22 protein-coding genes are annotated in these 24,587 nt (G+C 65.3%); 10 read left to right on the top strand and 12 right to left on the bottom strand.

Annotated elements, in window-relative coordinates; all coding sequences use genetic code 11:
• Positions 1 to 77: 77 nt before the first annotated feature.
• Positions 78 to 1,454 (bottom strand): glutamine synthetase family protein, encoded by a 1,377-nt coding sequence (locus HU825_RS04440; RefSeq protein ID WP_043295130.1) that lies wholly within the window; start codon positions 1,452 to 1,454, stop codon positions 78 to 80.
• A gap of 251 nt (positions 1,455 to 1,705) precedes the next feature.
• On the opposite strand from HU825_RS04440, the gene HU825_RS04435 reads away from it, so the two are divergent.
• From HU825_RS04435 to HU825_RS04400, 8 genes are all read left to right on the top strand, one after another.
• Complete coding sequence (locus tag HU825_RS04435) at positions 1,706 to 2,452, top strand: gamma-glutamyl-gamma-aminobutyrate hydrolase family protein (protein WP_043295132.1); 747 nt, start codon at positions 1,706 to 1,708, stop codon at positions 2,450 to 2,452.
• A 35-nt stretch (positions 2,453 to 2,487) separates the two neighbouring features.
• Entirely contained in the window at positions 2,488 to 3,846 is a 1,359-nt protein-coding gene (locus HU825_RS04430; protein ID WP_043295134.1) for a glutamine synthetase family protein, read from the top strand.
• Between the two features lie 72 nt (positions 3,847 to 3,918).
• The gene (locus tag HU825_RS04425; RefSeq protein ID WP_234302985.1) at positions 3,919 to 5,277 is read left to right on the top strand and encodes an aspartate aminotransferase family protein; all 1,359 of its coding nucleotides are present in this window, start codon (positions 3,919 to 3,921) and stop codon (positions 5,275 to 5,277) included.
• Between the two features lie 177 nt (positions 5,278 to 5,454).
• Positions 5,455 to 6,552, top strand: coding sequence for a polyamine ABC transporter substrate-binding protein (locus HU825_RS04420; RefSeq protein ID WP_054093888.1), 1,098 nt, complete (start codon positions 5,455 to 5,457; stop codon positions 6,550 to 6,552).
• Positions 6,553 to 6,778: 226 nt separating this feature from the next.
• Positions 6,779 to 7,864 (top strand): polyamine ABC transporter substrate-binding protein, encoded by a 1,086-nt coding sequence (locus HU825_RS04415; protein WP_008569252.1) that lies wholly within the window; start codon positions 6,779 to 6,781, stop codon positions 7,862 to 7,864.
• 83 nt (positions 7,865 to 7,947) lie between these two features.
• Entirely contained in the window at positions 7,948 to 9,099 is a 1,152-nt protein-coding gene (gene potA / locus HU825_RS04410) for a polyamine ABC transporter ATP-binding protein (protein WP_054093890.1), read from the top strand.
• Positions 9,096 to 9,995: an ABC transporter permease subunit gene (locus tag HU825_RS04405; RefSeq protein ID WP_008569254.1), complete on the top strand. Its 900-nt coding sequence runs from the start codon at positions 9,096 to 9,098 to the stop codon at positions 9,993 to 9,995. Before potA ends, HU825_RS04405 begins: the two co-directional genes overlap by 4 nt.
• Positions 9,992 to 10,894 (top strand): ABC transporter permease subunit, encoded by a 903-nt coding sequence (locus HU825_RS04400; RefSeq protein WP_043295139.1) that lies wholly within the window; start codon positions 9,992 to 9,994, stop codon positions 10,892 to 10,894. Before HU825_RS04405 ends, HU825_RS04400 begins: the two co-directional genes overlap by 4 nt.
• A gap of 45 nt (positions 10,895 to 10,939) precedes the next feature.
• On the opposite strand, the gene HU825_RS04395 is transcribed toward HU825_RS04400, so the two are convergent.
• Positions 10,940 to 11,509 (bottom strand): DUF6436 domain-containing protein, encoded by a 570-nt coding sequence (locus tag HU825_RS04395; RefSeq protein WP_043295140.1) that lies wholly within the window; start codon positions 11,507 to 11,509, stop codon positions 10,940 to 10,942.
• 134 nt (positions 11,510 to 11,643) lie between these two features.
• Here HU825_RS04395 and HU825_RS04390 point away from each other — a divergent pair, with 134 nt between their 5' ends.
• A complete protein-coding gene (locus tag HU825_RS04390; RefSeq protein WP_156715736.1) occupies positions 11,644 to 12,582 on the top strand; it encodes a phospholipase BipL in 939 nt (312 codons plus the stop codon).
• 13 nt (positions 12,583 to 12,595) lie between these two features.
• Here the strand turns inward: HU825_RS04390 and HU825_RS04385 are convergent, their stop codons facing one another.
• Positions 12,596 to 13,357 (bottom strand): DUF2059 domain-containing protein, encoded by a 762-nt coding sequence (locus HU825_RS04385; protein ID WP_043295143.1) that lies wholly within the window; start codon positions 13,355 to 13,357, stop codon positions 12,596 to 12,598.
• Positions 13,358 to 13,631: 274 nt separating this feature from the next.
• On the opposite strand from HU825_RS04385, the gene HU825_RS04380 reads away from it, so the two are divergent.
• A complete protein-coding gene (locus HU825_RS04380) occupies positions 13,632 to 14,240 on the top strand; it encodes a 2OG-Fe(II) oxygenase (protein WP_234302984.1) in 609 nt (202 codons plus the stop codon).
• 61 nt (positions 14,241 to 14,301) lie between these two features.
• On the opposite strand, the gene dctM is transcribed toward HU825_RS04380, so the two are convergent.
• The 9 genes from dctM to rfbB all read right to left on the bottom strand — a co-directional run bounded on the left by dctM (position 14,302) and on the right by rfbB (position 24,480).
• Entirely contained in the window at positions 14,302 to 15,582 is a 1,281-nt protein-coding gene (gene dctM / locus HU825_RS04375; protein WP_077682302.1) for a C4-dicarboxylate TRAP transporter large permease protein DctM, read from the bottom strand.
• Positions 15,583 to 16,212 (bottom strand): TRAP transporter small permease, encoded by a 630-nt coding sequence (locus HU825_RS04370; protein WP_043295148.1) that lies wholly within the window; start codon positions 16,210 to 16,212, stop codon positions 15,583 to 15,585.
• Between the two features lie 262 nt (positions 16,213 to 16,474).
• Complete coding sequence (gene dctP / locus HU825_RS04365; RefSeq protein ID WP_043295150.1) at positions 16,475 to 17,470, bottom strand: C4-dicarboxylate TRAP substrate-binding protein DctP; 996 nt, start codon at positions 17,468 to 17,470, stop codon at positions 16,475 to 16,477.
• 339 nt (positions 17,471 to 17,809) lie between these two features.
• Positions 17,810 to 19,195, bottom strand: coding sequence for a sigma-54-dependent transcriptional regulator (locus tag HU825_RS04360; protein ID WP_138300659.1), 1,386 nt, complete (start codon positions 19,193 to 19,195; stop codon positions 17,810 to 17,812).
• Positions 19,192 to 21,000, bottom strand: coding sequence for a sensor histidine kinase (locus HU825_RS04355; RefSeq protein WP_077682300.1), 1,809 nt, complete (start codon positions 20,998 to 21,000; stop codon positions 19,192 to 19,194). Before HU825_RS04355 ends, HU825_RS04360 begins: the two co-directional genes overlap by 4 nt.
• A gap of 87 nt (positions 21,001 to 21,087) precedes the next feature.
• Positions 21,088 to 21,999 (bottom strand): dTDP-4-dehydrorhamnose reductase, encoded by a 912-nt coding sequence (rfbD, locus tag HU825_RS04350; protein WP_234302983.1) that lies wholly within the window; start codon positions 21,997 to 21,999, stop codon positions 21,088 to 21,090.
• On the bottom strand, positions 21,996 to 22,541 hold the full coding sequence (rfbC, locus tag HU825_RS04345) for a dTDP-4-dehydrorhamnose 3,5-epimerase (RefSeq protein WP_054093901.1): 546 nt from the start codon (positions 22,539 to 22,541) through the stop codon (positions 21,996 to 21,998). The genes rfbD and rfbC overlap by 4 nt, the downstream gene beginning before the upstream one ends.
• Complete coding sequence (gene rfbA, locus HU825_RS04340; RefSeq protein ID WP_008569273.1) at positions 22,538 to 23,410, bottom strand: glucose-1-phosphate thymidylyltransferase RfbA; 873 nt, start codon at positions 23,408 to 23,410, stop codon at positions 22,538 to 22,540. The genes rfbC and rfbA overlap by 4 nt, the downstream gene beginning before the upstream one ends.
• Entirely contained in the window at positions 23,407 to 24,480 is a 1,074-nt protein-coding gene (gene rfbB, locus HU825_RS04335) for a dTDP-glucose 4,6-dehydratase (protein WP_054093902.1), read from the bottom strand. Before rfbB ends, rfbA begins: the two co-directional genes overlap by 4 nt.
• Positions 24,481 to 24,587: the final 107 nt, after the last annotated feature.

Below are 24,587 nucleotides of genomic sequence, written 5' to 3'. Positions count from 1 at the left end.
CGGCGCCGGGCAGGGGGCGGCCGCTCGCGGCGCCGCGCTGCACGCCCGCTCGGGCGCGCGGCAGCGGGGCCGGTGGGTCAGACGGTATGCAGGTACCAGTTGTATTCGAGGTCGGAGATCGAATGCTCGAACTCGGCCAGTTCGCTTTCCTTGCAGGCGACGAAGATGTCGATGTAATCGGGGCTGATGTAGCGCGCCATGATCTCGCTGTCGTCGAGCTGGCGCAGCGCGTCGCGCAAGTTGGACGGCAGGCTCGGTTCCACCTGTTCGTAGGAGTTGCCCTCGATCGGCGCATTCGGCTCGATGCGGTTGGTCAGCCCGTGGTGGATGCCGGCCAGCACCGCCGCCAGCAGCAGGTAGGGGTTGGCATCGGCGCCGGCGACGCGGTGTTCGATACGCACGGCGTCCGGGCTGTCGGTCGGCACGCGCAGCGCCACGGTGCGGTTGTCCAGGCCCCAGCAGGGTGCATTGGGCACGTAGAACTGTGCGCCGAAGCGGCGGTAGGAGTTGACGTTGGGGCAGAGGAAGGCCATCGATGCGGCCATCGTCTCCTGCACACCGCCGATGGCGTGGCGCAGGGCCTGGCTCTCCAGCGGGTTGTCGGTAGCGAAGATATTGTTACCGTCCTTGTCCAGCAGCGAGATGTGCACGTGCAGCCCGTTGCCGGCCTGGCCCGGATAGGGCTTGGCCATGAAGGTGGTGTCCATCTCGTGGTCGTAGGCGATGTTCTTGATCAGCCGCTTGAGCAGCACCGCGTAGTCGCACGCCTTGATCGGATCGGCGACATGATGGAGGTTGACCTCGAACTGCGCCGGGGCGCTCTCCTTGACGATGGCGTCGGCCGGAATGCCCTGCTCCTTGGCGCCTTCGAGAATGTCCTGCAGGCAGTCGACGTACTCGTCGAGGTCGTCGATCAGGTAGACCTGGGTCGACTGCGGGCGTTTGCCGGAGATCGGCGAGCGCGGCGGTTGTGGACGGCCGTTCACGTTCTCCTGGTCGATCAGGTAGAACTCCAGCTCGAAGGCGGCGCAGATGGTCAGGCCCAGTTCGTCGAAGCGGCTCACCACCTGGCGCAGTACCTCACGCGGGTCGGCGAAGAACGGCTCGCCATCACGCTCGTGCATGGTCATCAGCAGCTGTGCGGTGGGGCGGCGCTGCCAGGGTTCGCGACTGAGTGTGTTGGGAATGGGGAAACAGGTGCGGTCCGAGTCGCCGATGTCCATGCCCAGACCGGAGCTTTCCACGGTAATGCCGTTGATATCCAGGGCAAACAGCGAGGCGGGCAGGTTGATGCCTTTCTCGTACACCTTGTGCAGGCTGGCGCGTTCGATGCGCTTGCCACGCACGACGCCATTCATGTCTGCAATGAGGAGGTCGATGTAGAGCACCTCCGGGTGTTCCTTGAGAAACGCGTTCGCTTCGTTGAGCTGAACGGCACGCGGCGGGGGAAGCATGATGAAGCACCTTAATTGTTAAAAATTTCAATCATCAGACTGCTCGGTTAGGAGTCAATCCGAAAGCCTGAAGCCTGTCAATAGCCCTCCGGGACGCCCCATGATGGCCCAGAGTGGGCACTTGCGGGGCATTTTCGTCTCCAGCGTGCGATGTGGAAAAAACCACGAGATCGCCGCTCCGTTCGGCTATTGTCTATAAAAATGAACAAGACTACTCTCCGGTAAGCCATCAACCGGAAGACGAGCATCCCATGTCGCGCAAGCCCCTGATCGGCGTTTCCGCCTGCACCCGCATGATCGGCCAGCACGGTTTTCATATTGCCGGCGACAAGTACTTGCGTGCCGCCGCGGTCGCCGGTGTGCCGCTGATCATCCCCGCCCTGGATGAACTGATCGATCAGGCCACGCTGTTGGAAAGCCTTGATGGCCTGCTGTTCACCGGCTCGCCGTCGAACGTCGAGCCGCAGCATTACGCCGGGCCGCAGAGCGCGCCGGGCACCCCGCACGATCCGCCGCGCGACCGCCTGACCCTGCCGCTGATCCGCGCGGCCGTGCATGCGGGTATTCCGGTGTTCGGCATCTGTCGCGGCTTCCAGGAAATGAATGTGGCCTTCGGTGGCAGCCTGTTGCAAAAAGTGCACGAGGTGGAGCCCTACCAGGACCACCGCGAGAACCCCGAGGCGCCGCTCGACGACCAGTACGGCCTCAGTCACGACCTGCACGTACAACCTGGCGGCCTGCTCGAGCGTCTCGGCTTGCCGGCGCTGGTGCGCGTCAATTCGGTGCATGGCCAGGGCGTCGAACGTCTGGGCGAGGGCCTGCGCATCGAGGCGCTGGCGCCGGACGGTCTGATCGAGGCGTTCTCGGTGGAGGATGCCCGCAGTTTCGCCCTCGGCGTACAGTGGCATCCGGAATGGAAGGTGCACGAGCACCCGCATTACCTGGCGTTGTTCCAGGGCTTCGCCGAAGCCTGTCGGGAACGCGCGAGACAGCGCTGATCGGACGCGGCGCCAACACTCAACCCGAGGTCATCATGACTACCCAGCTCGACCAGCTCACCAGCTGGCTCAAAGAACGCAAGATCACTGAAGTGGAATGCCTGATCAGCGACCTGACCGGCATCGCCCGCGGCAAGATCTCCCCGACCAGCAAGTTCCTCGGCGAGAAGGGCATGCGCCTGCCCGAAAGCGTGCTGCTGCAGACCGTCACCGGCGACTACGTCGAGGATGACATCTATTACGAACTGCTCGATCCGGCGGACATCGACATGTTCTGCCGGCCCGATCCCAATGCGGTGTTTCTCGTGCCCTGGGCCATCGAACCCACTGCCCAGGTGATCCACGACACCTACGACAAGATGGGCAACCCCATCGAGCTGTCGCCGCGCAACATCCTCAAGCGCGTATTGAAGCTATACGCCGATCGCGGCTGGCAGCCCATCGTCGCGCCGGAAATGGAGTTCTACCTGACCAGTCGCTGCGAGGACCCTGACCTGCCGTTCCAGCCGCCGATCGGCCGTTCCGGGCGCCAGGAGACTGGCCGCCAGTCGTTCTCCATCGATGCGGCCAACGAATTCGACCCGCTGTTCGAGGACATGTACGACTGGTGCGAAGCGCAGGGCCTGGACCTGGACACGCTGATCCACGAGGAAGGCACCGCGCAGATGGAGATCAACTTCCGTCATGGCGAGGCGCTGCATCTGGCCGACCAGATTTTGGTGTTCAAGCGCACCATGCGCGAGGCCGCGCTCAAGCACAACGTGGCGGCCACCTTCATGGCCAAGCCGATGACCGGCGAGCCGGGCAGCGCCATGCATCTGCACCAGAGCGTGGTGGACCTGGAGAGCGGGCGCAACGTGTTCTCCAATCCCGACGGCTCGATGAGCCAGCTGTTCCTGCACCACGTCGGCGGCCTGCAGAAGTACATCCCCGAGCTGCTGCCGCTATTCGCACCCAACGTCAACTCGTTCCGCCGCTTCCTGCCCGATACCTCGGCGCCGGTGAACGTCGAGTGGGGCGAGGAGAACCGTACCGTCGGCCTGCGCGTGCCGGATTCCGACCCGCAGAACCGTCGTCTGGAAAACCGCCTGCCGGGCGCCGACGCCAATCCCTACCTGGCCATCGCTGCCAGCCTGCTGTGCGGCTACATCGGTATGGTCGAGGGCATCAACCCGAGCCCGCCGGTCAAGGGGCGCGGCTACGAGCGCCGCAACCTGCGTCTGCCGCTGACCCTGGAAGCGGCGCTGGAACGCATGGAGAACTGCCGCGAGCTGCGCAAGTACCTGAGCCCGAAGTTCATCACCGGCTACGTCGCGGTCAAGCGCACCGAGCAGGAGAACTATCACCGGGTCATCAGCTCCTGGGAGCGCGAGTTCCTGATGCTTTCGGTGTAACGAACAGCCGTAGGGGTGGATGACGCGGTGCTCATCCACCGACCACTCACATAGGCAAAAAGAGGTGACTCGATGAGCGATTCGCAAACCCTGCATTGGCAAGCCCTGAGCCGCGACCACCACTTGCCGCCGTTCACCGACTACAAGGCGCTGAACGCCAAGGGCACGCGCATCATCACCAAGGCTTCCGGCGTCTACCTGTGGGACAGCGAGGGCCACAAGATTCTCGATGCCATGGCCGGTCTGTGGTGCGTCAACGTCGGCTACGGTCGCGAGGAGCTGGTCGAGGCCGCGGCGAAGCAGATGCGCGAACTGCCCTACTACAACCTGTTCTTCCAGACCGCTCACCCGCCGGCGGTGGCCCTGGCCAAGGCGATCGCCGACATCGCGCCGGCCGGAATGAACCATGTGTTCTTCACCGGCTCGGGCTCGGAAGCCAACGACACCGTGCTGCGCATGGTGCGCCATTACTGGGCGATCAAGGGCCAGCCGGCGAAGAAGGTGATCATCGGCCGCTGGAACGGCTATCACGGCTCGACCATCGCCGGCGCCAGCCTTGGCGGCATGAAGGCCATGCACGAGCAGGGCGACGGGCCGATCCCGGGCATCGAGCATATCGACCAGCCCTACTGGTTCGGCGAGGGCGGCGACATGAGCCCGGAAGAGTTCGGCGTACGCATCGCTGACCAGCTGGAACAGAAGATTCTCGAGGTCGGCGAGGACAAGGTCGCCGCCTTCATCGCCGAACCGATCCAAGGCGCCGGCGGCGTGATCATCCCCCCCGAGAGCTACTGGCCGCGGGTCAAGGAAATTCTCGCGCGCTACGACATCCTCTTCATCGCCGACGAGGTCATCTGCGGCTTCGGCCGTACCGGTGAGTGGTTCGGCAGCGACTACTACGGCTTCGAGCCGGATCTGATGCCCATCGCCAAGGGCCTGACCTCGGGGTACATCCCGATGGGCGGCGTGGTGGTGCGCGATGAAGTGGTGCGCACGCTCAACGAGGGCGGCGAGTTCTACCATGGCTTCACCTATTCGGGGCATCCGGTGGCCGCTGCGGTGGCGTTGGAGAACATCCGCATCCTGCGCGAGGAGAAGATCGTCGAGCGGGTCAAGACGAAGACGGCACCTTATTTGCAATCTCGCTGGCAGGAACTTGCCGAGCACCCGCTGGTGGGCGAGGCGCGCGGCGTCGGCATGCTCGGCGCGCTGGAACTGGTGAAGAACAAGAAAACCCGCGAGCGCTTCGCCGAGGCGGGGGTCGGCATGCGCTGTCGCGAGCACTGCTTCCGCAACGGCCTGGTGATGCGCGCGGTCGGCGACACCATGATCGTGTCGCCGCCGCTGGTGATCGCCGAGGGGGAAATCGACGAGCTGATCGGCAAGGTCCGGCTGTGTCTGGATGCCACCGCCCGTGACGTGCTGGGCTAAGGTTCACCGGGCAGCGTACGGTCTGTTGAAAAAGCGTCCCCGACCTTGCCAGACTGCGCGCTGCGCGTGGCCGGAGCCAACCGAAGATGCGCCGATACGGTGCACCGCCAGACCGCCGCGCTGTTCATGGTCTGTTCCACTGCCCCGACATAAATGACGACAACAGGAGCTGCACGGATGAATCCCTTCGCCAAGACCCTACTTGCCATGACGCTGGCCGGCGCTGTCGCCGGGGCTGCGCAGGCCCAGGAAAAGGTACTGCACGTCTACAACTGGTCCGACTACATCGCCGAAGACACCCTGGAGAACTTCACCAAGGAAACCGGCATCAAGGTCGTCTACGACGTCTTCGACAGCAACGAAGTGCTGGAAGCCAAGCTGCTGGCCGGTAGCTCCGGCTACGACGTGGTGGTGCCGTCCAACCCGTTCCTCGCCAAGCAGATCAAGGCCGGGGTGTTCCAGAAACTGGACAAATCCAAGCTGTCGAACTGGGAAAACCTCGACAAGAGTCTGCTCAAGGCGCTGGATCCGAGCGATCCGGGCAACCAGTACGCGATTCCCTACATGTGGGGCACCATCGGCATCGGTTACAACGTCGACAAGGTCAAGGCAGTGCTCGGCGACAACGCGCCGGTCGACTCCTGGGACCTGGTGTTCAAGCCGGAAAACATCGAGAAGCTGAAGGCCTGCGGCGTCTCCTTCCTCGACTCGCCGACCGAGATCCTGCCGGCTGCCCTGCATTATCTGGGCTACGCGCCGGACAGCGGCAAGGCCGATGAACTGAAGAAGGCCGAAGCGCTGTTCATGCAGATTCGCCCGCACGTCGCCTACTTCCACTCGTCCAAGTACATTTCCGACCTCGCCAACGGCGAAACCTGCGTCGCCATCGGCTACTCCGGCGACATCTATCAGGCCAAGGCGCGCGCCGAGGAAGCCAAGAACGGCGTCAACGTCGGCTACAAGATTCCCAAGGAAGGCGCCGGCAGCTTCTTCGACATGGTCGCCATTCCCGCCGATGCGAAGAACGTCGAGAACGCCCATGTCTTCATCAACTACCTGATGAAGCCGGAAGTCATGGCGTCGATCACCGACTACGTGCAGTTCCCCAACGCCAACTCCGCGTCGACCCCGCTGGTGGCCGAGGCCATTCGTACCGACCCGGGCATCTACCCGAGCCAGGAGGTGCTACAGAAGCTCTACACCTTCCCCGACCTCGATCCGAAGACTCAGCGCGCCATGACCCGCAGCTGGACCAAGATCAAGTCGGGTCGCTGAAGCCTGACGTGCCGGCCCGGCAGCCGTCGTGCTGCCCGGTCGCTATAAGGCGAGGGAGTGCCGAGCCGACGGGAGTTGCGCCAGTCTGTAGTCCGCTGGCGCAGCATTTCCTCGCGCAACACTCGGTTTTTGTTGCGTCACCTGTTGATTTTCAGAGGTTTTTCCAATAAACAGCCCGGCTTTCCCCTCGGGGCAACGCACGGCCTGAAACCAGAGGACTCATCCCATGCGCTCGACCCTCACGTCGCTGATCATCGCCGCCGCGTTCGCTGGCGCCGCCACGGCCCAGGCTGCCACGGTGCACATCTACAACTGGTCGGATTACATCGGCGAAACGACGCTGGAAGAGTTCGAGAAGGAGACCGGCATCAAGCCTGTCTACGACGTCTTCGACTCCAACGAAACCCTCGAGGGCAAGCTGCTGGCCGGTCGCACCGGCTATGACGTGGTGGTGCCGTCCAACCACTTCCTCGGCAAGCAGATCCGCGCCGGCGCCTTCCAGAAGCTCGACAAGTCCAAGCTGCCGAACTGGGAGAACCTCGACCCCGCGCTGCTCAAGCAACTGCAGAAGAACGATCCGGGTAACGCCCACGCCGCGCCCTACCTGTGGGGCACCAACGGCATCGGCTACAACGTGGAGAAGGTCAAGGCAGCGCTCGGCGTCGACACCATCGACTCCTGGGCGGTGCTGTTCGAGCCGCAGAATGCGGAGAAGCTCGCCAGCTGCGGCATCGCCATGCTCGACTCGGCCGACGAGATGATTCCGGCCATGCTCAACTATCTGGGCCTAGATCCCAACAGCGAGAATCCCGCCGACTACCGCAAGGCCGAGGAGAAGCTGCTGGCAGTGCGTCCGCACGTGCGCTATTTCCACTCCTCCAAGTACATTTCCGATCTCGCCAATGGCAATATCTGCGTCGCCGCCGGGTTCTCCGGCGATGTGTTCCAGGCCGCCGCCCGTGCCGAGGAAGCTGGCAAGGGCATCGAGATCGCCTACGCCATTCCCAAGGAAGGCGGCAACCTCTGGTTCGACATGCTCGCCATCCCCGCCGATGCCGGCAACGTCGAACAGGCCCATGCATTCATCGACTACCTGTTGCGCCCCGAGGTGATCGCCTCGGTGAGCGACTACGTCGGCTATGCCAACCCCAACCTCAAGGCGGGCGAACTGATGGATCAAGAGGTACGCAACGATCCTTCGATCTATCCGCCGCAGGACGTGCTGGATCGCCTGTACGTCTCGGCCGAGCTGCCGGCGAAGATCCAGCGGCTGATGAATCGCAGCTGGACCAAGGTGAAATCCGGCAAATAGATACCCGGGCGATTCCCGCCCGCTGCAACGACCATCGATATCCGGCGCTGGCCGGCCAACCTTACATTTTCGGGAGTTCGCGCATGGCCGTTGCCTCCAGCGCCTACAAGAAAGCCCTCACCGGCGAGAGCAAGAACAAGCAGGTGCTGCTGAAGATCGACCGCGTCACCAAGAAGTTCGATGAAACGGTGGCGGTCGATGACGTCTCGCTGAACATCCATCAGGGCGAGATATTCGCCCTGCTGGGCGGTTCCGGATCGGGCAAGTCGACCCTGCTGCGCATGCTCGCCGGCTTCGAGCGGCCGAGCGAGGGGCGTATCTTCCTCGACGGTCAGGACATCACCGATCTGCCGCCCTACGAGCGGCCGATCAACATGATGTTCCAGTCCTATGCGCTGTTCCCGCACATGACGGTCGAGCAGAACATCGCTTTCGGCCTCAAGCAGGATGGCCTGGCCAAGGACGAGATCGCCGGGCGCGTCAGCGAGATGCTCGGCCTGGTGCAGATGACCCAGTACGCCAAGCGCAAGCCGCACCAGCTCTCCGGCGGCCAGCGCCAGCGCGTGGCCTTGGCGCGTTCGCTGGCGAAACGGCCCAAGCTGTTGCTGCTCGACGAGCCGATGGGCGCGCTGGACAAGAAGCTGCGCTCGCAGATGCAGCTGGAACTGGTGCAGATCATCGAGCGCGTCGGCGTGACTTGCGTGATGGTCACCCATGACCAGGAAGAGGCCATGACCATGGCCGAGCGCATCGCCATCATGAGCCAGGGCTGGATCGCCCAGGTCGGCAGCCCGATGGACATCTACGAAACCCCGGCCAGCCGGCTGGTCTGCGAATTCATCGGCAACGTCAACCTGTTCGACGGCGAGCTGGTGGAGGACCTCGAAGACCATGCGGTGATTGCCTGCCCGCAGCTCGAACGCCCCATCTACGTCGGCCACGGCATCAGTACCCGTGCCCAGGACAAGCGTGTGACCTACGCCCTGCGCCCGGAGAAGCTGATGATGAGCCTGGAGAAGCCGGTGCTGGAGATGGCGGACTACAACTGGGTCGAGGGCGTGGTGCACGACATCGCCTACCTCGGCGGCCATTCGGTGTACTACATCAAGCTGGAGTCGGGGATGCTGCTGCAGGCCTTCGTCGCCAATGCCGAGCGCCACGTCAAATGGCCGACCTGGGAGGAGCGGGTCTACCTGCACTGGCTCAGTGACAGCGGCGTGGTGCTACAGGCATGAGCCGCCGGCCCGCGCTGAACAACGGCCGCCGGCTGGTCATCGGCGTTCCGTTCCTCTGGTTGATGCTGTTCTTCCTGCTGCCGTTCGCCATCGTGCTGAAGATCAGCTTCGCCGAGGCCGACGTGGCGATTCCGCCGTACACGGAAATCTTCCGCTACGCCGAGCAGCAGCTGCAGGTGCTGATCAACCTGGGCAACTACATCTTCCTCAGCGAGGACGAGCTGTACCTGGCCGCCTACCTCGGCTCGCTGCGCATCGCCTTCTTCAGCACGCTGCTGTGCCTGCTGATCGGCTACCCGATGGCCTATGCCATCGCGCGGGCGCGCAAGGACCTGCAGACGGTACTGCTGCTGCTGATCATGATGCCGACCTGGACCGCGATCCTGATCCGCGTCTACGCCTGGATGGGCATCCTCAGCAGCAACGGCCTGCTCAACGGGCTGCTGCTCGACCTCGGGCTGATCGACACGCCGCTGCAGATCCTCAACACCGACATCGCGGTGTACATCGGCGTGGTCTATTCGTATCTGCCGTTCATGATCCTGCCGCTCTACGCCAACCTGGTGAAGCACGATCCCAGCCTGCTGGAGGCGGCATCCGACCTCGGCGCGCGCAACCTCACCAGCTTCTGGAAGATCACTGTGCCGCTGTCGAAGAACGGCATCATCGCCGGCTGCATGCTGGTGTTCATCCCGGTGGTCGGCGAATTCGTCATCCCCGAGCTGCTCGGCGGCCCGGAGACGCTGATGATCGGCAAGGTGCTCTGGCAGGAATTCTTCAACAACCGCGACTGGCCGGTGGCCTCGGCGCTGGCGGTGGTGATGCTGGCGATCCTCTTGGTGCCGATCATTCTGTTCAACAGAAACCAGGCGAAAGAGCTGGAGGGCAAGCTATGAAACGCTGGAGCTTCTCCAACCTGATCCTGGTCCTTGGCCTGCTGTTCATCTACCTGCCGATGGTCATCCTGGTCATCTACTCGTTCAACGACTCGCGGCTGGTGACCGTCTGGGGTGGCTGGTCGGTGAAGTGGTATGTCGGTCTGCTGGACAACAGCCAGCTGATGGGCTCGGTGATGCGCTCGCTGGAGGTCGCCTTTTACACCGCCATTGCTGCGGTGGCGCTGGGTACGATGGCGGCCTTCGTGCTCACACGCATCCCGGTGTTCCGCGGACGCACGCTGTTCGGCGGGCTGGTCACCGCGCCCCTGGTGATGCCCGAGGTGATTACCGGCCTGTCGCTGCTGCTGCTGTTCGTGGCCATGGCGCAGCTGATCGGCTGGCCGGCGCAGCGGGGTCTGGTGACGATCTGGATCGCCCACACCACCTTCTGTTCGTCCTACGTGGCGGTGGTGGTGATGGCGCGCCTGCGCGAGCTGGACCTGTCCATCGAGGAGGCGGCGATGGACCTCGGCGCGCGGCCGTGGAAGGTGTTCTTCCTGATCACCATGCCGATGATCGCGCCCTCGCTGGCCGCGGGTGGCATGCTGTCGTTCGCCTTGTCGCTGGATGATCTGGTACTGGCCAGCTTCGTCTCCGGTCCCGGCTCGACCACCCTGCCGATGGAGATCTTCTCCGCCGTGCGCCTGGGCGTGAAGCCGGAAATCAACGCTGTGGCCAGCCTGATTCTGCTCAGCGTGTCGCTGGCGACGTTCTTCGCCTGGTACCTGAGCCGTCGCGCCGAGAAGCGTCGGGTGCGCGCCATGCAGCAGGCGATGGACGAGAGTGTTGCGGCGCAAGGCTGGCAGCCACGGGCGGTCAACAGTCAGGTGCCGGTGCCGCCCTCGGCCCACAGCTGAGTTGCGAACAAGGGCGCGCAGCGGCGCCCTTGTTCGTTTCCGGCCTCAGCGCTGCCAGTCGCAGAAGCACGCCACCGCCAGCGAATGGGTGGCGCGCACCGTGCGGCCGGCGAGTACGGCCTCGACGATCGGCTCGACGAAGCTGTTGTCCGAACTGCACACCGCGCCCTCGCTGTAGGGGCCGATATAGACCAGCTCGCCGTTGCGATCCCAGATGCCCACGGCCGGGCTGGCGGGCAGCTCGGCGGTGCCTTCGAACGCGTTCAGCGGCTTCAGCGCAGCCAGCGACGGCGGCAGCCGGCCCTTGCTGCCGGGCTTGCGCACCTCGTAGAACTCCACCGGCTGTCCGGCGAAGCGCTTGAGCAGCTCTTCCAGATGCTGCTGGTTGCCGACGTTGCACGGGCAGCCCGGATCCCAGAAATGCACGAAGCGCACCGGCCCCGGGCCCTGCAGTTCGGCGGGCAGCCTGAGGTCGTCGCCGGAAAACAGTTCGGCGCGCTCGCCCTCGAAGGTGCGCAGGTAGCGCCCCTCGAACCACTTGAACGCGGCCAGCAGGCCGCCAGCCACGAGCAGGGTAAGCAGGGAGGCAATGAGGAGCGTGCGGCGCGGGTGCATGGCGGGTCTCGGCAGCGGGGGCGTCAGCTTGCCATGCCCCGTCACAGAGCGGAATATGCCGCCATGCGCCGCCGCTGCGGCGGTTTTGCGCACAGGACCTTATGACGTCCGCTGTTTCGACGAACTGAACGGCCATGCCCCAGCGAATCCAACCCGACCTGCTACGCGCGCAGCTTGGCGAGCTGCACGCCGCCACCGAGCTGAGCCCCGAGGCGCGACACTACCAGGCCTATTACGGCCTCGACCTGCCACAGCGACGTGACATCCACAGCCGCCTCGGGCGTTTTCGCGTCGGCGACTACGACGTGGTGGCCCAGGCCTGGTGGCCACCGCAGCCGCACGCCAGCCTGCTGGTGATGCATGGCTACTACGATCACATGGGGCTGTACCGTCATGTCGTCGAATGGGGCCTGGACATGGGCTTCGCCGTGCTCGCCTGCGACCTGCCGGGACACGGTCTGTCCAGCGGCCCGCCGGCCAGCATCAACGAGTTCGAGGAATACCAGGCGGTGCTCAACGGCCTCTTCGAGCAGGCGCGCCAGCTCGATCTGCCTCGGCCGTGGCACTTGCTCGGACAGAGTACCGGCGGCGCGATCCTGCTCGATCACCTGCTGCATCAGCCGCAGAGTGCCGAGCGTGGCCGCACCATCCTCCTGGCGCCGCTGATTCGTCCGCGCGCCTGGCTGCGTTCGCGCCTGAGCTACGAGCTGATGCGCCGCTTCGTCCAGCAGATTCCGCGCGCCTTCAGCGACAACTCCAGCGACGCGCGCTTCCTGCAGTTCGTGCAGACCGAGGATCCGCTGCAGGCGAGCATCCTGCCGACGGCCTGGGTCGGTGCGTTGTCGCGCTGGATTCCACGCATCGAGAAGGCGACGGGCAGCGGCGAGTCACCGCTGATCATCCAGGGCGAGGCGGACATGACGGTGGACTGGCAGTACAACCTGCCGGTGCTGCAGCGCAAGTTCGCCGCGCCGGAAATCCTGCGCCTGCCGGCGGCGCGTCATCATCTGGTCAACGAGAGCGAGGCGCTGCGCCAGCGTTATTTCGCCTTCCTGCGCGAGCGCCTGAAATGAGCGCGGGCGGCGTTCAGCGCTGCTGTGCCTGAATCGCCGCCGAATCCGGGCCTACCGCCAGTCCCGCGCGCAGCGCCTGCAGCGCCGCCGCGTAGTACGCCTTGCCCTCGGCGGACTGGGCGAACTGCAGGTACTCTTCCAGTTCGGCATCGGACAGCGAGCGGTAGACATACAGCAGGGTGTTGTCCAGATCGCCCTCGATCTGCTGCACCAGCCGTTCGCGCTGGCTGTTCAGCAGCCCCTGCGCCTGACCGCCGCCGAGAATGCCCGGCAGCATCTGGCTGAGGCTGTCGGCGGCGACACCGGCCAGCGCCAGGCTGACTTCGGCACCGGCGGCGCTGGCTGGAATGGCCTGCGCGAGATGGCGAATCAACAACTGGCGATTGCTGCCGGCGTCCATGCGCGGCAGGCCATCGACATGCTGCGCGAGTTGTTCGCGGCGCGCCGCCAGTACCTCGGCAGCGACGACCTTGCGCCCCAGCGGGGTCTGGAAGAACTGCAGCGCCGGCTGCGGCTCGGCCAGGTGCTCGCGTAGCGCCTGCAGGGCGCGCCGATCCACGGCGTCGCTGGCAAAACGGCGGTTGCTGTTGTCGACCAGCGCCTGGAATACCGCCGGCGGCAGGCTGTCCTTGTAGCGCTGCTGGGCGGCGGTCAGCGCGTCGCTGAAATTGGCGCGCTGCTCGGTCCAGCCGGCGGTTTCGTAGAGTTCTTCGTAGACATCCGCCTGGCTGGCGAAGCTGATGACCAATAGGGCAAGGGCAAGAAAGGCGCGCATGGGATCTCCTGTACGGGGTCAGGCATTGTCGACGCCGCCTGGCCGACTGTCGAGCGGGGCTGGCGCACCCTGGAGGCTGGACGAATTGCCACAGTCCGGCCGCCATGCGGGCATTTCCCGATGACACCCGGCGGGCGCAGAATACGCCACTGGGCGCATGATCGTGCGCCTCTTCCCCAGATCATCTTGAATGTCATCTGCGCGCATCGTTCCCCGTTGCGCTGCGTGGCCCGCCGTGGCGGTTTGATGATCCTGATCTCTCGGAGCCCTGATCTTGCAGTTTTCGACTCTCATCGATGACCTGGCCGTGCGTGGCTGGTCGGTACAGCGTGCGTTCATCCCAGGCCATGACTCCCTCCGCCTCGCCGAAGAATGTCGCCGCCGCGAGGCGGAGGGTGTCATGGTGCCGGCCGCGATCGGACGCGGCGGAAGCCAGGCGGTGCATGAAGGCATACGCAGCGACCGCATTCTCTGGCTGGAACCCGGCCAGTCGGCCGCCAGCGATCTCTACCTGCAGCTGATGGATGCGCTGCGCGAGCAGCTCAACCGCGAGCTGTACCTCGGCCTGGAGGAGTTCGAGTGTCACTTCGCTTTCTATCCGCCGGGCGCGTTCTACAAGACTCATCTCGACCGTTTTCGCGACGATGACAGCCGTAGCGTGACCGCCGTGCTCTACCTCAATCCGAACTGGCAGCCCGATCACGGCGGCGCCCTGCGCCTGTATCTGGCCGACGGTGAGAGCCTCGATGTCGCTCCCGAGGCGGGCACCCTGGTGGTGTTCATGGCCGGGGAGTTCCCGCATGAAGTGCTGCCGACGCAGGTCGACCGCCTGTCGGTCACCGGCTGGTTCCGTCGCCGCGCCGCGTTGCCGCTGTCGGCCTGAACGGCAGGAAAAAAAAGCCCGGCACTAAGGCCGGGCAAAAGGAAAGCAGAGAGGTCGAGCGCTACATGCCCAGGGCTTCGGGCAGCGCCAGGGAAATCCACGGCACGTAGGTGATGATCACCAGGAAGCTCAGCAGCAGCATCAGCCACGGCATCGCGGCGCGAATCACCTGGGTGACGCTCATGCCGGTTACCGCCGAGGTGACGAACAGGTTCAGGCCCACCGGCGGCGTGATCAGGCCGATCTCCATGTTCACCACCATGATGATGCCCAGGTGGATCGGGTCGATGCCCAGTTGCACAGCGATCGGGAAGAGGATCGGCGCGAGGATCAGGATGATCGCCGACGGCTCCATGAAGGCACCGGCCACCAGCAGCACGATGTTCACCACCAGCAGGAACATCCACGGCTGCAGGCCGGCGTCCATTACCCAGGCGGTGATGGTCTGCGGGATCTGCTCGGTGGTCAGCACGTGGGCGAACAGCATGGCGTTGGCGATGATGAACATCAGCATGATGCTCAGCTTGGCCGACTCCAGGATCACCTTCGGGCACTCGCGGATGGTCATGTCCTTATAGACGAACAGCGCGACGAAGGCCGAGTAGACCGCAGCCACGGCGGCTGCTTCGGTCGGGGTGAACATGCCCGAGTAGATGCCGCCGAGGATGATCACCATCAGCAGCAGGCCCCAGACCGCCTTGCGTGCAGCCGACAGCCACTCGCGGAAGGTCGCGCGCGGCAATGCCGGCAGGTTCTTCTTCACCGCGATGATGTAGATCGCCACCATCAGCACGCCGCCCAGCAGCAGGCCCGGCACCACTCCGGCCATGAACAGCTTGCCGACCGAGGTTTCGGTCGCGGCGGCATAGACCACCATCACCACCGACGGCGGGATGAGGATGCCCAGCGTACCGGCGTTACAGACGATGCCCGCGCCGAAGGCCTGCGGGTAGCCAGAGCGCACCATGCCGGCGATGGCGATGGAGCCGACCGCGGCAACGGTGGCCGGCGAGGAGCCGGACAGCGCGGCGAACAGCATGCACGCCAGCACCGCGCCGATGGCCAGGCCGCCACGGATATGGCCGACACAGGCATTGGCGAAGTCGATCAGGCGCCGCGCCACGCCACCGGTGGTCATGAAGGCACCGGCCAGCAGGAAGAACGGGATCGCCAGCAGGGTGTAGTGCTCGGAGGTCTCGAACAGCTTGATCGCCAGCGAGCGCACCGAGTCTTCGCTGAAGATCATGATGGTCAGCGAGCCGGCCAGGCCCAGCGACACGGCGATCGGCACGCCGAGGAACATCAGCAGGAAGAGCAGGACGAACAGGAACAGGATGGTCATTTACTTTTGCTCCTCGTGCTCGGTCAGCTTGACCGCATCGGCGGCTTCGTCGGCAAGCCCGAGACCGGTCTGCTGATTACGCAGGATGCGCACGAAAATCTCGGCGAAACGGATGAACATCAGCGCGAAGCCGAACGGCACGATCAGGCCGATGTGCCACTGCTTGACGCCGACGTGGCCCAGGTCCTCGGCGCCGATGTTGGCGTTGAACAGGGTGTGGATCCACTCGAAGCTGGCGACGCTCAGCAGCCCGGTGTAACCCAGGCAGACCAGGCAGGCGATGATGCCGATGTAGCGCTGGACGTGCTTGGGCGCCAGCTTGACCAGTGCATCGACGCCGATATGGCCGGCGGTGCGCACGCCATAGGCCAGACCGAAGAAGATCAGCCAGGCGAACAGCGCCTTGGTCAGCGCGGTACTCCAGGTCATGGCCTGTGCCAGGCCGATGATGTAGTCGCCGATGGCAAACCAGAAATCGGCACTGCCCTCGAACCGGTCGCCCAGATCGTAGAACAGCGTGTAGAGGTTGTTGAGGATGACGTAGACGAACGTCACCAGTGTCATGGCCGCCAGCAGGAAAGCGATGAAGCTCTCCTCGAAGTGGTCCCAGACGCGCCGCAGGGCGTTCATGGATGACATCTCCCGATGGACTGCAAGTTTACGGTGGGCGAACACGGAACGTGCGCCATGAACCAGCCGGGGCGGCTGGAGAAACAGCACAATGAAAACTCTTGTTCTCGCCAGAGAAGCGGTGTGGCCGGGATCGCCTGGGCCTCTGCCGTCCTGCCCTTGGTGTGGGCGTCGTCTTCGCTAGCTGCTGTGTTTTTTCACTGGGCTGTCGGTTTTCTGGAATTACAGCAGGGGCGGACGGGTAGCCCGCCCCTGGTACGGCTTATTGCGCCTGGTTGGCGGCTTCGGCGGCCTTGATCAGGTCGGCACCGATCTCGCCCTCGAACTTCTTCCAGACCGGCTTCATGGCTTCACGCCATTTGTTGCGCTGCTCCGGGGTGAGGGTGATGATCTCGGTGGTACCCGCATCGAGGATGCGCTGCTTGTCGCCCTGGTTCAGCGCATCGGCCTGCTTGTTCACCTCGACGGTGACCTCGGCCAGGATGCTTTCCAGTTCACCGCGGATGTCAGCCGGCAGACCGTTCCAGAACTTGGTGTTGGTGATCACCATGTAGTCCAGCAGACCGTGGTTGGACTCAGTGATGTACTTCTGCACTTCGTGCATCTTCTGCGAGTAGATGTTCGAGTACGGGTTCTCGGCACCGTTCACCACGCCAGTCTGCAGACCTTGGTAGACCTCGGCGAAGCTCATCTTGCGCGGGTTGGCGCGCACGGCCTTGAACTGCTCGTCCAGTACGGCGGAAGCCTGTACGCGGAACTTCAGACCACGGGCGTCCTTCGGCTCGATCAGCTTCTTGTTGGCCGACAGCTGCTTCATGCCGTTGTGCCAGTAGCCCAGACCGGTGATGTTCTTGTCTTCCATCGAGCGCAGCAGCTTCTGGCCGGCCTCGCCCTTCTGGAAGCGGTCAACCGCGGCGATGTCATCGAACAGGAACGGCAGGTCGAAGACCTGGACGCCCTTGGAGTAGTGTTCGAACTTGGCCAGCGACGGCGCGATCAGCTGCACGTCACCCAGCAGCAGGGCTTCCATTTCCTTGCCGTCACCGAACAGCGAGGAGTTCGGATAGACCTGAACCTCGACCTTGCCCGGCAGGCGCTCTTCCACCAGCTTCTTGAACAGCAGGGCGCCCTGGCCTTTCGGCGTATTCTCGGCGACCACGTGGGAGAACTTGATGGTGATCGGGTCGGCCGCATGGGCCAGACCGGCGATGCTCAGCGACAGGGCGCAAGCCAGCGCCTTGGCAGTCAGTTTGAACATTGGTGTTTCCCTCTTGTTGTGAAGAATCGCCGCGCGACGATTCGGCAGTAACCTGCGATGAGTCTAGGCAGCATTTGGCGATGCCTCCTGCCGTCGAGCGACATGTCCCGCAAGGTTTCAGTAAGTTAGCAATGCCTGTGCCAGCCGGCGGTTGCATCCTTGCGTGGGCAAAGGTTGTACCAGCTGCGCATGACGCTTTGAATGGGCAGATGCCAGGAAAGCCGTCTGGGTCGCAGCTTTGCGGGTTGCGCCCGGCGCGCCTGGCGGCGCCGGGGAAAGGATTCGAGGCATTTCGTCGCAGGCGAGGCGTGCCAGGGTTCAATGGCGGAAAACCGCCAATTATTCCCCGTCGTCGGGCGAACTTCCGCCAGTCTCGGTGAAGCTCAGGCCGTGTTTGCGCAGTTTGTCGTGCAGGGTTTTGCGCGGCAGGCCGAGCGCCTCGGCGGCGCTGCGCAGCGAACTGTGTGGGCGCGCCAGTTCGGCGGCGATCAGCGCGCGCTCGAAGGCGTCGACCTGCTCGCCCAGCGTGCCGCCGCCCGGCATCGACGCGCCGGCGGCTGCCTGCTCCAGGCCCAGACCAAGGCCGAGGGCGAAACGCTCGGCAGTGTTCTGCAGCTCGCGCACGTTGCCGGGCCAGTCGTGGCGCAACAGCAGGGCGCGCTGCTCCGGCTGCAGATCGCGTATCGGCAGGCCGTGGCGCTGGGCGGCGGTTTCGGCGAAATGCTGGAACAGCAGGAGGATGTCCTCGTTGCGTTCGCGCAGCGGCGGAATGCGCAGCGGCGCGACGTTCAGGCGGTAATAGAGGTCGGCGCGAAAGCGTCCCTGATCGGCGGCCACGCGCAGGTCTTCCTTGGTCGCGGCGATGACGCGGATGTCCAGCGCGATCGACTGGTTGCCGCCGAGGCGCTCGACCACGCGCTCCTGCAGCAGGCGCAGCAGCTTGACCTGCACGTCCAGGCTCATGCTCTCGATCTCGTCGAGGAACAGCGTGCCGCCGTTGGCGAACTCGAACTTGCCGATGCGTCGTTTCTGCGCGCCGGTGAAGGCGCCCGGCTCGTGGCCGAACAGCTCGCTCTCGACCACCGACTCGGCCAGCGCACCGGCGTTGATCGCCACGAACGGGCCGTTGCGTCGGCTGGACAGGTCGTGCAGCGCGCGCGCGACCACCTCCTTGCCGGCGCCGGTTTCGCCGAGGATCAGCACGTCGGCCTGGGTGCCGGCCAGCGCGCCGATCTGCTCGCGCAGGCGCAGCATCGCCGGCGAATGGCCGAGCAGGCGCGCGGTCAGCTGCTGACGATCGGCCAGCGCCAGGCGCAGGCTGCGGTTGTCCAGCACCAGCTGGCGCAGCGCCAGGGCACGCCGCACGCTGTCGAGCAGTGCTTCGCTGGGGAAGGGTTTTTCGAGGAAATCGTAGGCGCCGGCGCGCATCGCCTGCACGGCCAGCTGGATGTCGCCGTGGCCGGTGATGAGGATGACGGGCAGTTCGGCGTCGCGCCCGCGCAGCTGCTGCAACAGCTCCAGGCCGTCGATGCCGGGCATGCGGATGTCGCTGACCACCACGCCCGGCCAGTCGGCCGGCAGCCGTGCGCCCACCTCGCGCGCATCGCCCAGGCTGACCACCCGCAGGCCGGCCAGGTCCAGGGTCTGGCTCAGCGCCTTGCGCAGGTGCGGGTCGTCGTCGATCAGCAGCACCTGGGCGTCGGCGCTGATCAGGTTGTCGCTCATTGCAGATGATCCTCGGTCGGGAAGGCGGCGCCGGGTTCGGCGCTGCGCAGGAACAGGCCCAGCTGGGCGCCGCCGTCGGGGTGGTTGGCGAGGCTCAGTTCGCCGCCCAGCGCGCGCACCAGCGTATCGCAGATCGCCAGGCCGAGGCCGAGGCCCTGGGCGCTGGTCTTGGTGGTGAAGAAGGGTTCGCGTGCGCGGCGCAGCGCCTCGGCGGAAAATCCCGGGCCGTTGTCGCGCAGGGTCAGCAGTACGCCGTTGCCCTGCTGTTCGGCGCGCAGCCAGATGCGCCTGACCGGCGGGCGCTCGGCGAGGGCGTCGAGGGCGTTGGCCAGCAGGTTGGCGAGGATCTGCCGCAAGCGCGTCTCGCCGGCCTGTACCCACAACGTGGCTTCCGGCAGATCGCGCACCAGCTCGACGCCCATCGCCTGGCGGCGCTTGGCCAGCAGCGCCAGCGCATCGTCCAGCGCCGGCTGCAGGGCGACGCGCTCGGGCGCGTGTTGGTCGCGGCGGGCGAAGGCGCGCAGGTGCGCGATGATCGAGGCCATGCGCGCGGTCAGTTCGCTGATCAGCCTGAGGTTGTCGCGTGCCTCGGCGTTGCGCTGCTGGTCAAGCAGCACGCCGGCGTTGTCGGCGTAGCTGCGGATCGCCGCCAGCGGCTGGTTCAGCTCGTGGCTGATGCTGGCGCTCATGGTGCCCAGCGCCGACAGCTTGCCGGCCTGCAGCAGCTCGTCCTGGGCGCGCACCAGCTCCTGCTGGGCCTGTTCGCGTTCGAGCACCTCGACCTTCAGGCGGCTGTTCAGCGCCTCGAGGTCGCGGGTGCGTTCCTGCACACGCTGCTCCAGTTCGCGGCGGGCCTGCACGTCGAGCGCCAGGCGGTCGAGAAAGTGCCGCCGGCGTTGCATCAGCAGGCCGAGCAACAGCAGCAGCGCCAGCAGGGTGGCGCCGCCGATGGCGACCACGGTGCGTACCGGCCGCTCGACCAGCGCGATCGGCGCGAGGATGCGCACGCTCCAGCCGGTCTCTTTCAGTTCGCGGCTCTGGATCAGCCAGGCGTCGATGTTCAGCGTCAGGTCGCGCGGCTCGAGAGTGGTGTAGGGCTGGTCGAAGGCGATCTGCTCGCGCTCCTCGGCGCTCAGCGCGCGGCTGGCGCGAAAACGCCAGTCCGCACGCGAGGTGAGGATCACCACGCCGAAGGCGTCGGTCACCATCAGCTGCTCCGGGGTGTTGCCCCACAGCGTTTCGGTGTGGTCCAGATCGACCTTGACCACCAGCACGCCGAGAATCCGGTCGCCATCTCGCACCGCCGAGCCGAAGTAGTAACCGCGCTTGCCGGAGGTGTTGCCGAGGCCGAAGAAGCGCCCCAGGCGGCCTTCCATCGCCTGACGGAAGTACGGGCGGAAGGCGAAGTTACGCCCGATGAAGCTGTCCTCGGCGTCCCAGTTGGAGGTCGCCAGCGTGGTGCCCGAGGTATCCATCAGGTAGATCACGTCGGCCCCGGTGCGCTGCTGCAGCTGTCGCAGCAGGCGGTTGGCGCGATCACGGACCTGCGGCACCTCGGCATTGTGCAGCGCCGAGCGCAGCTCCGGCAGCTCGCCGAGGATGCGCGGCAGCACCTCGTAGCGGTTGAGCGTGCCGAGCAGGTTGGCGACGTAGAGGTCGAGGGTCTGGCGATTCTGTTCGGTCAGTTCGCTGCGGTAGTAGCGGTCGGCCAGTTGCTGCAGCGGCCACAGCAGCGGCGCCAGCAGTACGGCGAGCAGCGCGAGGTTGCGCCAGCGGGGGCGGTGAGTGAGTGCGGATGCGGTCATGGGTGCGCCTGTGAGTCCGGCGCATTATGCACGTTCGGTAGTGCGAGATTCAGCGCCGCGCGGTTGCCCGGTCCGTGGGCGGGGCGGTCAGAGGCTTTGCTGCAGTGCGGCGTGGCGCGCCAGCTGGATCGCGCAGGGGGCGTTCAGGCATTCGTGCAGGGCGCTTTCCCAGTCCGGCAGCTGCAGGTCCCAGTCCTGCTGCAGGCGCGAACAGTCGAGCCGTGAATTGAGCGGGCGCTCGGCGGCGGTGGGGTAGTCGCAGGAGCGGATCGGCTCGATCCGCGCGCGCAGCGTGCCCTGGTTCTGCAGATGCTCGGCGATGCTGCAGGCGAAGCCGTACCAGGACGTCTCGCCCTCGGCGCTCAGGTGATAGAGGCCTTCGAGCGGGCGCTGGCCGTCGCGCCAGCGCCGGATCATCGCCCCGGTGGTGCGGGCGATGCTGCGCGCCCAGGTCGGGGCGCCGATCTCATCGGCGACCACCGAGAGCTCGTCGCGCTCCTGCAGCAGGCGCTGCATGGTCAGCAGAAAGTTCTTGCCGTGCAGGGAATAGACCCAGCTGGTGCGCAGGATCAGCTGCTCGCCGGCCACCGCCTGGATCGCCTGTTCGCCGGCCAGCTTGCTGGCACCGTATACGCCCAGCGGGCGTGGCGGGTCCTGCTCGATGTAGGCGCCGGCTTTGCGCCCGTCGAAGACGTAATCGGTGGAGTAGTGGACCAGCGGTACGCCGAGCCGTGCCGCCTCCTCGGCGAGTACGCCAGGGCCGCGCGCGTTTACCGCGAACGCCTGTTCGCGCTCGCGTTCGGCCGGATCGACCGCGGTGTAGGCGGCGGCGTTGATGATCAGGTCGGGGCGCAGCAGGCGCACCTGTTCGCGAATCTGCGCGGGATCGGCCAGGTCGAGGACGTTGTGCCCGAGGGCGAGCACCTTGCCGTCGCCGGCCAGTTCCAGCTGCAGTTCACGGGTGAGCTGGCCGCGGCTGCCGGTGATCAGGATCTTCATGCAAACAGCTCCGCATCGCGCAGCAGCTTGCCGGCCTGATCCTTGGCGGACAGCTGCGGTGGGGTGTCGAGCGGCCAGTCGATGCCCAGCTCCGGGTCGTTCCACAACAGGCTGCGCTCATGCTCCGGCGCGTAGTAGTCGGTGGTCTTGTAGAGGAATTCGGCGGTCTCGCTGAGCACCACGAAACCATGCGCGAAACCCTCGGGAATCCACAGCTGGCGTTTGTTTTCGGCATTCAGCAGCACGCCGGTCCAGCGACCGAAGCTCGGCGAACTCCGGCGCAGGTCGACGGCTACATCGAACACCTCGCCGGCCACTACCCGCACCAGTTTCCCCTGCGGCTGCTGGATCTGGTAATGCAGGCCGCGCAGCACGCCGCGCTGGGACTTGGAGTGGTTGTCCTGGACGAACTGACGCTTGAGCCCCGTGGCCGCCTCGAAGGCGGCCGCGTTGAAGCTCTCGTAGAAGAAACCGCGTTCGTCGCCGAAGACCTTCGGCTCGATGATCAGTACGTCGGGAATGCTGGTTTCGATGATCTTCATGCGTCTTCACCCGCCAGCTTGAACAGGTACTGGCCGTAGCCGGTCTTGCCCAGCGCATCGGCGCGGCGCAGCAGCTGCTCGCGGTCGATCCACTTGTGCTGGTAGGCGATTTCTTCCAGGCAGGCGACCTTCAGACCCTGACGGTGCTCGATGGTCTGCACGTACTGCGAGGCTTCCAGCAGGCTGTCATGGGTGCCGGTGTCGAGCCAGGCGAAGCCGCGACCGAAGCGTTCGACGTTGAGGTCGCCGCGCTTGAGGTAGGCCATGTTGACGTCGGTGATCTCCAGCTCGCCGCGCGGCGAGGGCTTGATCGACTTGGCGATCTCGATCACGTCGTTGTCGTAGAAGTACAGGCCGGTCACCGCGTAGCTGGACTTGGGCTTCTTCGGCTTCTCCTCGATGGACAGCGCCTTGCCGTTCTCGTCGAAGTCGATCACGCCGAAGCGCTCCGGGTCCTTGACCCAGTAGCCGAACACCGTGGCGCCCTTTTCCTGGCGCGCGGCGCGTTGCAGCTTCTCGGTGAAGTGCTGGCCGTGGAAGATGTTGTCGCCGAGGATCAGGCACACCGGGTCGCTGCCGATGAACTCTTCGCCGATCAGGAACGCCTGGGCCAGACCGTCCGGCGAAGGCTGCTCGGCATACTGCAGGCGGATGCCGAACTGGCTGCCGTCACCGAGCAGATTCTGGTACTGCGGCAGGTCGTGCGGGGTGGAGATGATCAGCACGTCGCGGATGCCGGCGAGCATCAGCACCGACAGCGGGTAGTAGATCATCGGCTTGTCGTAGATCGGCAACAGCTGTTTGGACACGCCGAGGGTGATGGGGTGCAAGCGCGTGCCGGACCCGCCGGCGAGGATGATTCCCTTCATGCGATGTTCTCCAGCGCGCCAAGGCGCTCGCGTTGATAGCTGCCGTCCTGGACGCGACGGCACCATTCGAGGTTGTTCAGGTACCACTGCACGGTCTTGCGCAGGCCGCTCTGGAAGGTTTCCTGCGGCACCCAGCCGAGCTCGCGCTCGATCTTGCTGGCGTCGATGGCGTAGCGCAGGTCATGACCCGGGCGATCCTTGACGAAGGTGATCAGGTCCTCGAAGCGCGCCACGCCGGCCGGCTTGTGCGGCGCCAGCTCTTCGAGCAGCGCACAGATGCTGCGCACCACGTCGATGTTCTTCTGCTCGTTGTGGCCACCGATGTTGTAGGTCTCGCCGACCTTGCCCTTGCTCACCACCGTCAGCAGCGCGCGGGCGTGGTCCTCGACGAACAGCCAGTCGCGAACCTGCGCGCCGTCGCCGTAGACCGGCAGCGGCTTGCCGTCCAGCGCGTTGAGGATCACCAGCGGGATCAGCTTCTCGGGGAAGTGGAACGGCCCGTAGTTGTTCGAGCAGTTGGTCACCAGCACCGGCAGGCCGTAGGTGCGCTGCCAGGCGCGAACCAGGTGATCGGACGCGGCCTTGCTCGCCGAGTAGGGCGAGCTGGGTGCGTAGGGTGTGGTCTCGGTGAACAGGTCGTCGGTGCCGTGCAGGTCGCCGTACACCTCGTCGGTGGAGATGTGGTGGAAGCGGAAGGCCTCGCGGCGTTCGGCCGGCAGGCTCTGCCAGTAGGCGCGGGCGGCTTCCAGCAGCTGATAGGTGCCGACGATGTTGGTCTGGATGAATTCGGCCGGGCCGTCGATGGAACGGTCGACGTGCGATTCGGCGGCCAGGTGCATGATGGCGTCCGGCTGGAAGTCCAGCAGCGCCTCGCTGACCCGCTCACGATCGGCGATGTCGGCCTGGAGGAACTGATAGCGCGGATGGTCTTCCACGGCGGCCAGCGACTCGAGATTGCCGGCGTAGGTCAGTTTGTCCAGGTTGAGCACGCTGTGCTCGGTATCGTGGATGAGGTGGCGAATCAGTGCCGAGCCGATGAATCCGGCCCCGCCAGTTACGAGAATGCGCATAGTGATCGGGCTTCCTTGGCGTGCTCTGGAGCGTCAGGCTCTGAGCGTGTGTCGGCTGGATAGACCGGGCAGCGATGCAAAAATTCCCGGGGGCGCCCGGCGCCGGC

This window comes from Pseudomonas phenolilytica, from assembly GCF_021432765.1.
GTDB lineage: Bacteria > Pseudomonadota > Gammaproteobacteria > Pseudomonadales > Pseudomonadaceae > Stutzerimonas > Stutzerimonas phenolilytica.
Note: the sequence above shows the minus strand (reverse complement) of the source record. Positions and strands in the feature narration are given on the sequence as shown.